Raw genomic sequence first — 9,316 nt, 5'->3', positions numbered from 1 at the left:
GTGGTGGAACTGGCGTGGGCCACCGGCGCCGCCGGGGGGCCGGGTTTCACCCTCACCGACCGGCGCGGCCCCCCGGCGGCGCCGGGCCCCGGCCCCGGCGGCGCGCTGCCCGCGCCGGTGGAGCTGGCCGCGTACCGCATCGTCCAGGAGGCCCTGACCAACGCGGTCAAGCACGCGGCGCCCGGCACGGTCGCCGTCGAGCTGGGGCTCACGGACCACACCCTGGACGTACGGGTCACCAGCCCGTTCGGTGACCGGCCGGGGCCGCGCGCCCCGGGGGCCGGCGCCGGTCTGGTGGGGATGCGCGAGCGGATCGCCCTGCTGAACGGTGTGTTCGAGGCCGGCCCGGTCGCCGCCGACGACGGGACGGGCCCGGTCTGGGTGGTGCGGGCCGTGCTGCCCGTCGGAGCGGGGGCCGCACGATGACGATCCGGGTGCTGGTCGCCGAGGACCAGTCGGCGGTACGGGCGGGGCTGGTGCTGATCCTGAGCAGCGCACCCGACATCGAGGTCGTCGGGGAGGCGGCGGACGGCGAGCGCGCGGTCGCGCTGGCGCGGGAGCTGCGCCCCGATCTGGTGCTGATGGATGTGCGGATGCCCCGGCTGGACGGGGTGTCGGCGACCCGGCTGGTGGTCGCGGAGCGGCTGGCCGACGTCCTGGTCCTGACCACGTTCGACCTCGACGAGTATGTCTTCGGGGCGCTGCGCGCGGGCGCCTGCGGCTTTCTGCTGAAGAACGCCGAGGCGGGTGAACTGCTCACCGCCGTACGGACGGTGGCGCGCGGCGAGGGCCTGATCGCCCCGGCGGTGACGCGCCGGCTGATCGCGGAGTTCGCGGCGCCGCGCCCGGCGCGGCCGGCCGGCGGGCCCGATCCCGCGGTGCTGGACGCCCTGACGCGCCGGGAGCGCGAGGTGCTCTCGCGGCTGGGCGAGGGGCTGTCGAACGCGGAGATCGCGCAGCGGCTCGACATGGCGGAGGCCACGGTGAAGACCCATGTGAGCCGGCTGCTCAACAAGCTGGAGCTGCGCAGCCGGGTGCAGGCGGCCGTGCTCGCACGGGAGTTGGGCGTCCAGGGCCTCCCGTGAAGATCCGGGCGGGTCCCAGCGGTCCCAGCGGCCCGAGAGGCCCGAGAGGCCCGAGAGGCCCCAGCGGTCCCAGCGGCCCGAGAGGTCCGAGCGGCCCCAGCGGTCCGGGCGGGACAAGCCGGACAGCGGGGGCGCTCCCGGGTTCCGGCTTTGGTCTGGACCTATTGACGATTGGTCCAGACCTTCCTACTCTCACCGCACACACGCTGCGATGAGCCTCGCCGCGTGCACGCAACACCGGTACGTACTCCGTACTCACCCGAGGAGCGCGCCTTGACCACCCAGCCCGTCCCCCACCCCCGCAGACACAGACACGGATCCCGGACCGTCGCGGCCCTGACCGCCCTGCTGCTGCCCCTCGCCGCACTCGTCGGCCTGGCCACCCCCGCCCAGGCGGCCACCTCCGCCACCGCCACGTACACCAAGGTCTCCGACTGGGGTACGGGCTTCGAGGGCAAGTGGACGGTGAAGAACACCGGCACCACCGCCCTCACCTCCTGGACGGTGGAGTGGGACTTCCCCTCCGGCACCGCCGTCACCTCCGGCTGGGACGCGGACATCACCGGCTCGGGCACCCACTGGACCGCGAAGAACAAGTCCTGGAACGGCGCCCTCGCCGCCGGTGCCTCGATCAGCTTCGGCTTCAACGGCAGCGGCGCCGGCGCACCCTCCGGCTGCAAGCTCAACGGCGCCTCCTGCGACGGCGGCCCGAGCGTCCCGGGCGACAACCCGCCCTCCGCGCCCGGCACCCCCACCGCGAGCGACATCACCAACACCTCAGTCAAGCTGAGCTGGAGCGCGGCCACCGACGACAAGGGCATCAAGAACTACGACGTGCTGCGCGGCGGTACGAAGGTCGCCACCGTCACCGGCACGACGTACACGAACACCGGCCTGAGCGCGGGCACGGACTACTCGTACACCGTCCAGGCGCGTGACACCGCCGACCAGACGGGCCCGGTCAGCGGCGCCCGCGCGGTCCGTACGACCGGCTCCACCGACCCGGGCACCCCGGGCACCAAGGTCAAGCTCGGCTACTTCACCGAGTGGGGCGTCTACGACCGGAACTACCACGTCAAGAACCTGGTGACGTCGGGGTCGGCGAGCAAGATCACGCACATCAACTACTCGTTCGGCAATGTCACCGGCGGCAAGTGCACCATGGGTGACAGCTACGCCGCGACGGACAAGGCGTACACCGCCGACCAGTCCGTCGACGGTGTCGCCGACACCTGGGACCAGCCGCTGCGCGGCAACTTCAACCAGCTCCGCAAGCTCAAGGCGAAGTACCCGAACATCAAGGTCCTCTGGTCCTTCGGCGGCTGGACCTGGTCCGGCGGCTTCGGCCAGGCCATGCAGAACCCGACGGCCTTCGCGCAGTCCTGTTACGACCTGGTGGAGGACCCGCGCTGGGCCGATGTCTTCGACGGCATCGACCTGGACTGGGAGTACCCGAACGCGTGCGGCCTGTCCTGCGACAGCAGCGGTCCCGCCGTCTTCAAGAACATGATGCAGGCGATGCGCGCCAAGTTCGGCGCGAACAACCTGGTCACCGCCGCCGTCACGGCGGACGCCTCGTCCGGCGGCAAGATCGACAAGGTCGACTACGCGGGCGCGGCGCAGTACATGGACTGGTTCAACGTCATGACGTACGACTTCTTCGGCGCCTTCGCCGCGCAGGGCCCGACGGCCCCGCACTCCCCGCTCACCTCGTACCCGGGCATCCCGCAGGCGGGCTTCAACTCCGCCGACGCGATCGCCAAGTTCAAGGCGCAGGGCGTACCGGCCAAGAAGCTGCTCCTCGGCATCGGCTTCTACGGACGCGGCTGGACCGGCGTCACCCAGTCGGCGCCCGGCGGTACGGCGACCGGGGCCGCACCCGGCACGTACGAGGCGGGCATCGAGGACTACAAGGTCCTGAAGAACACCTGCCCGGCCACCGGCACCGTCGGCGGTACGGCGTACGCGCACTGCGGCACCAACTGGTGGAGCTACGACACCCCGGCGACCATCGCGTCCAAGATGAGCTGGGCCAACCAGCAGAGCCTGGGCGGCGCGTTCTTCTGGGACTTCACCGGTGACACCGCCAACGGCGAGCTGGTGACGGCGATCAACAGCGGGCTCGGCTAGCCGCTCGGCCACGGCCGGTCCTGAATAGGACGTACAGGGCCGGCAGGACATACGGAAGGGGCGGTACCGCGGATGCGGTGCCGCCCCTGACCTGTGTCCCGGTGGAGGTGGTGCGCCGGGCTCAGGCGACGTTCACACGCTGTCCCGGAGGCGCCGCCTCCAGCCAGGCCAGAAAGCCCGTGAGCGCGTCGTCGCTCATCGCCAGCTCCACCTTGACCCCGTGGTGCGTACAGCCCAGGATCACCGCGTCGGAGAGGAGCGCCAGCTCCTCCTCGCCCTCGGGCGCGCGGCGCGCCAGCACCTCGATGGCGGAGCGCTCCAGCGTACGGCGCGGGCGGGGCGCGTACGAGAAGACCCGGAACCAGTTGATCCGGTCGCTGTTGTAACGGGCGACCCCGTACACCCAGCCCTTGCCGGAGAGATCCGGCTCCTCGGGGACGTTCCACCGCAGACTGCAGTCGAACGTGCCACCGGAGCGCTGGATCAGCCGCCGGCGCAGACCGAAGACGAAGAGCCCCACCGCAACCAGTACGACGACCAGTCCGCAGACAAGCAGAGCGAGGACCATCAACACCGACCTCCTCGCCTCATCCAGTCACCGGAACAGGAACCGCATCCGCATCGCCTCAGCCGCGACCCGGTCCGGAGGGGTCCGGAACGAGCCGCGGCTGAGGGTGAATCCGTTGCGACGCCGCGCTAACGCGCCGCCACCGCACGCAGCCGGACGGCGGCGCGACGCTCGGCGGCGTCGTCCTCACCCGACTTCGCGCGCTCCAGCGCGTGCTCGGCGCGCTGGGTGTCGATCTCGTCCGCCAGCTCGGCGATCTCCGCGAGCAGCGACAGCTTGTTGTCGGCGAACGACAGGAAACCGCCGTGGACAGCCGCCACGACCGTTCCGCCGTCACTCGTACGAATGGTCACCGGGCCCGACTCCAGCACACCGAGCAGCGGCTGGTGACCGGGCATGACGCCGATGTCGCCGGACGTGGTACGCGCGACGACCAGCGTGGCCTCGCCGGACCAGACACTGCGGTCCGCGGCGACCAGCTCGACATGCAGCTCAGCAGCCATGGGTGGCTCCTCGGGTCACCACCCGGCCGTTTCGCCGGGTGTTGGCTTCAATTCTATGGGGTGTCGATGAGGGCGTCGGAGGGGGGCGGGTCGAACCCGCCCCCCTCCCAGAACCGGAGGCTCAGGAGACGCCGAGTTCCTTGGCCTTGGCCTTCAGGTCGTCCAGGCCACCGCACATGAAGAACGCCTGCTCGGGGAAGTGGTCGTACTCCCCTTCGCAGATCGCGTTGAACGCGGCGATCGACTCGTCGAGCGGTACGTCCGAACCGTCCAGGCCGGTGAACTGCTTGGCGGCGTGGGTGTTCTGCGACAGGAAGCGCTCGACGCGACGGGCACGGTGGACGACGAGCTTGTCCTCCTCGCCCAGCTCGTCGATACCGAGGATCGCGATGATGTCCTGGAGGTCCTTGTTCTTCTGCAGGATCCCCTTGACGCGGCTGGCCGCGTCGTAGTGCTCCTGCGAGATGTACCGCGGGTCCAGGATGCGGGACGTCGAGTCCAGCGGGTCCACCGCCGGGTAGATGCCCTTCTCCGAGATCGGACGCGACAGCACGGTCGTCGCGTCGAGGTGCGCGAAGGTCGTGGCCGGGGCCGGGTCGGTCAGGTCGTCCGCGGGCACGTAGATCGCCTGCATCGAGGTGATCGAGTGACCACGGGTCGACGTGATGCGCTCCTGGAGCACACCCATCTCGTCCGCCAGGGTCGGCTGGTAACCCACCGCGGACGGCATACGGCCGAGCAGCGTGGAGACCTCGGAGCCGGCCTGGGTGAAGCGGAAGATGTTGTCGATGAAGAGCAGCACGTCCTGCTTCTGCACATCGCGGAAGTACTCCGCCATGGTCAGCGCGGAGAGCGCCACCCGCAGACGCGTGCCCGGCGGCTCGTCCATCTGGCCGAAGACCAGCGCGGTCTTGTCCAGCACGCCCGAGTCGGTCATCTCGTCGATGAGGTCGTTGCCCTCACGGGTGCGCTCACCGACACCGGCGAACACCGAGACACCGTCGTGCAGCTTGGCCACACGCATGATCATTTCCTGGATGAGGACCGTCTTGCCGACGCCCGCACCACCGAACAGACCGATCTTGCCGCCCTTGACGTACGGGGTCAGCAGGTCGACGACCTTCAGGCCGGTCTCGAACATCTCGGTCTTCGACTCGAGCTGGTCGAAGGCCGGGGCCTTGCGGTGGATCGGCCAGCGCTCGGTGACCTGCGCCTCGGCCTCCGGCTCGTTCAGGATCTGACCGAGGGTGTTGAACACCTTGCCCTTGGTGATGTCACCGACGGGCACGGTGATGCCGTTGCCCGTGTCGGTCACCGGGGCCTGGCGGACCAGACCGTCGGTGGGCTGCATCGAGACCGCGCGGACCAGGCCCTCACCCAGGTGCTGGGCGACTTCGAGGGTCAGCGTCTTGAGCTTGCCGTCCTCGGCCGGGTCGGCCACCTCGACGTGCAGCGCGTTGTAGATCTCCGGCATCGCGTCGACGGGGAACTCCACGTCGACGACCGGGCCGATGACCCGGGATACGCGGCCCGCGGCCGTGCTCCCCGGGGTGGCCGCCTCAACTGTGGTCGTCATTAATTTTCACTCCCCGCGGTCGCGTCGGCCAGGGCGCTCGCGCCACCGACGATCTCGCTGATTTCCTGGGTGATTTCGGCCTGGCGGGCCGCGTTGGCAAGCCGGGAGAGGCTCTTGATGAGCTCCCCGGCGTTGTCGGTCGCCGACTTCATCGCGCGTCGGGTGGCCGCGTGCTTGGAAGCGGCGGCCTGGAGCAGCGCGTTGTAGATACGGCTCTCGACGTAGCGCGGCAGCAGGGCGTCGAGGACGTCCTCCGCCGACGGCTCGAAGTCGAACAGCGGAAGGACCTCGCCCCCCCGCTTGAGGACCTCGGCGGACTCCTCCGCGGTGCTCGGGGTGAGCGCCAGCGGCAGCAGCCGGTTCTCGATCGGGGTCTGCGTCATCATCGAGATGAACTCGGTGAAGACGATGTGGATCTCGTCCACCCCACCGTGCGTGGTGTCCTTGGTGATCGCCTCGATGAGCGGGGCGGCCACCGCCTTCGCGTCGGCGTAGGTGGGGTTGTCCGTGAAGCCCGTCCACGAGTCCTCGACCGGACGCTCACGGAAGCCGTAGTACGCGACTCCCTTGCGACCCACGATGTAGGTCACGACGTCCTTGCGCTCACTGCTGAGCCGGCTCGTCAGACGCTCGGCCGCCTTGATCGCGTTCGAGGAGTAGCCGCCGGCCAGCCCGCGGTCGCTCGTGATGAGCAGGACCGCGGCCCGGGTCGGCCGCTCGACCTCGGTCGTCAGGGGGTGCTTGGTCGTGGAGCCGGTCGCCACCGCGGTCACCGCGCGGGTGAGCTCGGTCGCGTACGGCGTCGAGGCCGCCACCTGGCGCTGCGCCTTGACGATGCGCGAGGCGGCGATCATCTCCATCGCCTTGGTGATCTTCTTGGTCGCGGTGACGGATTTGATGCGACGCTTGTAGACCCGGAGCTGGGCTCCCATGAGTCAGGTCCCTTCCGTCGTCACTTGGAGGCGTTGACGGCCGGCGCGTCGTCCCCGAGGAGCTGCCCGTCCGACGTCTCGAACTGCCGCTTGAAGGCGGCGATGGCGTCCCCGACCGACTGCAGCGTGTCGTCCGACATCTTGCCGCCCTCGGCGATGCTGGTCAGCAGCTCCTTGCGCTCGCGGCGCAGGTGCTCCAGCAGCTCGCTCTCGAAGCGGCGGATGTCCTCGACCGGCACGTCGTCCATCCGACCGGTGGTGCCGGCCCAGACGGAGACGACCTGCTCCTCCATCGGGTACGGCGCGTACTGGGGCTGCTTCAGCAGCTCGACCATGCGCTTGCCGCGCTCCAGCGAAGCCTTGGAGGCCGCGTCCAGGTCGGAACCGAAGGACGCGAACGCCTCCAGCTCGCGGTACTGGGCGAGGTCCACACGGAGCCGGCCGGAGACCTGCTTCATGGCCTTGTGCTGGGCGGAGCCACCGACACGGGAGACCGAGATACCGACGTTCAGCGCGGGCCGCTGGCCGGCGTTGAACAGGTCGGACTCCAGGAAGCACTGGCCGTCGGTGATGGAGATGACGTTGGTCGGGATGAACGCGGAGACGTCGTTGGCCTTCGTCTCGACGATCGGCAGACCCGTCATCGAACCGGCACCCAGCTCGTCGGAGAGCTTCGCGCAGCGCTCCAGCAGACGCGAGTGCAGGTAGAAGACGTCGCCCGGGTACGCCTCACGGCCCGGCGGGCGGCGCAGCAGCAGGGACACGGCGCGGTAGGCGTCGGCCTGCTTCGAGAGGTCGTCGAAGATGATGAGGACGTGCTTGCCCTCGTACATCCAGTGCTGGCCGATGGCCGAACCGGTGTACGGCGCCAGGTACTTGAAGCCGGCCGGGTCGGACGCGGGGGCCGCGACGATGGTCGTGTACTCCAGCGCACCGGCCTCCTCCAGCGCACCGCGTACGGACGCGATGGTGGAGCCCTTCTGGCCGATGGCGACGTAGATGCAGCGGACCTGCTTGTTCGTGTCGCCCGAGCGCCAGTTGTCGCGCTGGTTGATGATCGTGTCGACGGCCAGGGCGGTCTTGCCGGTCTGGCGGTCGCCGATGATGAGCTGACGCTGGCCGCGGCCGATCGGCACCATGGCGTCGACAGCCTTGTAGCCGGTCTGCATCGGCTCGTGGACCGACTTGCGGACCATGACGCCGGGGGCCTGCAGTTCGAGGGCGCGGCGGCCCTCGGTCGCGATCTCGCCGAGACCGTCGATCGGGTTGCCGAGGGGGTCGACGACGCGACCGAGGTATCCCTCGCCCACCGCCACGGAGAGGACCTCGCCGGTACGGGTGACCGACTGTCCCTCCTCGATACCGCTGAACTCACCGAGGACGATCGAGCCGATCTCGCGCTCCTCAAGGTTGAGGGCGAGACCGAGGGTGCCGTCCTCGAACTTCAGCAGCTCGTTCGCCATGGCCGAGGGCAGTCCCTCGATCTTGGCGATACCGTCGCCGGCCACGCTGACCGTACCGACCTCCTCGCGCGAGGCCGCGTCCGGCTTGTACGACTGGACAAAGTTCTCCAGCGCGTCCCGGATCTCCTCCGGCCGGATCGTGAGCTCCGCCATCTGGGTTCCCTGCTCTCCTTGTTGGGCCCGAAGTTTCTTGGGGGTCTGCGTTCTTGCTCTGGGGGCGACCCCCAGGAATCTTCTGCAATTCTCTGCACGGCCCAACCGGGCCGCTGGTCCTGCTCTGTCGCTCTGTAACTCTGAAAACCCGCCGGCCTCAGCCGGCCAGCCTCCGGGTCGCCTCGTCGAGACGCTCCGCGACCGTGCCGTTGACGACCTCGTCACCGACGCGTACCGACACTCCGCCGAGGACCTCGGGGTCCACGTCGAGGTTCAGATGCATCGGGTGGCCGTACAGCTTGGCCAGGGCCGCGCCGAGGCGCTGCTTCTGTCCTTCGGTGAGCGGCACCGCCGAGGTGACGACGGCGACCATGCGCTCCCGGCGAGCCGCGGCGAGCCGGGAAAGGGTCTGGAGACCCGCTTCCAGGCTACGTCCGCGGGGCTGGGTCACAAGACGCACTACCAGGCGTTCGGTGGCCGGATTGGCCCGGCCGCCGAGCAGGCTGTGCAGCAGCGCGGTCTTGGCGGAGACCGTCGCCGCCTGGTCGGTGAGCGCGGACCGCAGCGCGGGGCTGGACTCGACGATCCGGCCGAACCGGAACAGCTCGTCCTCGACGTCGTCCAGTCCACCGGTCCGCTGCGCGTCGGTCAGCTCGGCGACGGAGGCCAGCTCCTCGATCGAGTCGACCAGGTCGCGCGGCTGTGACCAGCGGCTACGGACCATACCGGTGACCAGGTCGGCGGTGGAACCGCCCACCTGACCACGCAGCAGCGATCCGGCCAGCTCGGCCTTGGACTCGGCGGTCCGCGCCGGGTCGGTCAGGTACCAGCTCAGAGACAACAAGCGCAGGATCAGCGCCGGGTGCCCGGCCAGAGCAGCCCGGCGGGGAGAGACGGGGACCGGAC

Annotated in this window: 7 protein-coding genes and 2 pseudogenes; 3 read left to right on the top strand and 6 right to left on the bottom strand. The window is 69.8% G+C overall.

All coding sequences use genetic code 11. From position 1 onward, the window contains the following. From ACFXPK_RS06845 to ACFXPK_RS06835, 3 genes and pseudogenes are all read left to right on the top strand, one after another. A pseudogene (locus ACFXPK_RS06845) lies at window positions 1-426 on the top strand (two-component sensor histidine kinase); the annotation flags it as partial. Further along, window positions 423-1,085: a response regulator gene (locus tag ACFXPK_RS06840; RefSeq protein WP_385072467.1), complete on the top strand. Its 663-nt coding sequence runs from the start codon at window positions 423-425 to the stop codon at window positions 1,083-1,085. The pseudogene ACFXPK_RS06845 and the gene ACFXPK_RS06840, both read left to right, overlap by 4 nt. Before the next feature lie 273 nt (window positions 1,086-1,358). Continuing rightward, entirely contained in the window at window positions 1,359-3,215 is a 1,857-nt protein-coding gene (locus tag ACFXPK_RS06835) for a glycosyl hydrolase family 18 protein (RefSeq protein ID WP_385003791.1), read from the top strand. 121 nt (window positions 3,216-3,336) lie between these two features. On the opposite strand, the gene ACFXPK_RS06830 is transcribed toward ACFXPK_RS06835, so the two are convergent. The 6 genes and pseudogenes from ACFXPK_RS06830 to ACFXPK_RS06805 all read right to left on the bottom strand — a co-directional run. Beyond that, a complete protein-coding gene (locus tag ACFXPK_RS06830) occupies window positions 3,337-3,783 on the bottom strand; it encodes a DUF2550 domain-containing protein (protein ID WP_329829499.1) in 447 nt (148 codons plus the stop codon). A gap of 128 nt (window positions 3,784-3,911) precedes the next feature. Then, on the bottom strand, window positions 3,912-4,286 hold the full coding sequence (locus ACFXPK_RS06825; protein ID WP_329829498.1) for a F0F1 ATP synthase subunit epsilon: 375 nt from the start codon (window positions 4,284-4,286) through the stop codon (window positions 3,912-3,914). A 121-nt stretch (window positions 4,287-4,407) separates the two neighbouring features. Further along, window positions 4,408-5,862 carry a F0F1 ATP synthase subunit beta gene (atpD, locus tag ACFXPK_RS06820; protein WP_365811393.1) on the bottom strand — a complete coding sequence of 485 codons (1,455 nt, stop codon included), beginning with the start codon at window positions 5,860-5,862 and terminating at the stop codon, window positions 4,408-4,410. Next, on the bottom strand, window positions 5,862-6,794 hold the full coding sequence (locus tag ACFXPK_RS06815; protein ID WP_385003788.1) for a F0F1 ATP synthase subunit gamma: 933 nt from the start codon (window positions 6,792-6,794) through the stop codon (window positions 5,862-5,864). Before ACFXPK_RS06815 ends, atpD begins: the two co-directional genes overlap by 1 nt. A 20-nt stretch (window positions 6,795-6,814) precedes the next feature. Further along, the gene (gene atpA, locus ACFXPK_RS06810) at window positions 6,815-8,410 is read right to left on the bottom strand and encodes a F0F1 ATP synthase subunit alpha (protein ID WP_385003786.1); all 1,596 of its coding nucleotides are present in this window, start codon (window positions 8,408-8,410) and stop codon (window positions 6,815-6,817) included. Between the two features lie 157 nt (window positions 8,411-8,567). Next, window positions 8,568-9,246: pseudogene (locus ACFXPK_RS06805) on the bottom strand (F0F1 ATP synthase subunit delta); the annotation flags it as partial. Window positions 9,247-9,316 lie beyond the last annotated feature (70 nt).

Origin of the sequence: Streptomyces sp. NPDC059142 (genome assembly GCF_042755665.1) — a bacterium.
Taxonomy (GTDB): domain Bacteria; phylum Actinomycetota; class Actinomycetes; order Streptomycetales; family Streptomycetaceae; genus Streptomyces.
This window is presented reverse-complemented; position numbering and strand designations above follow the sequence as displayed.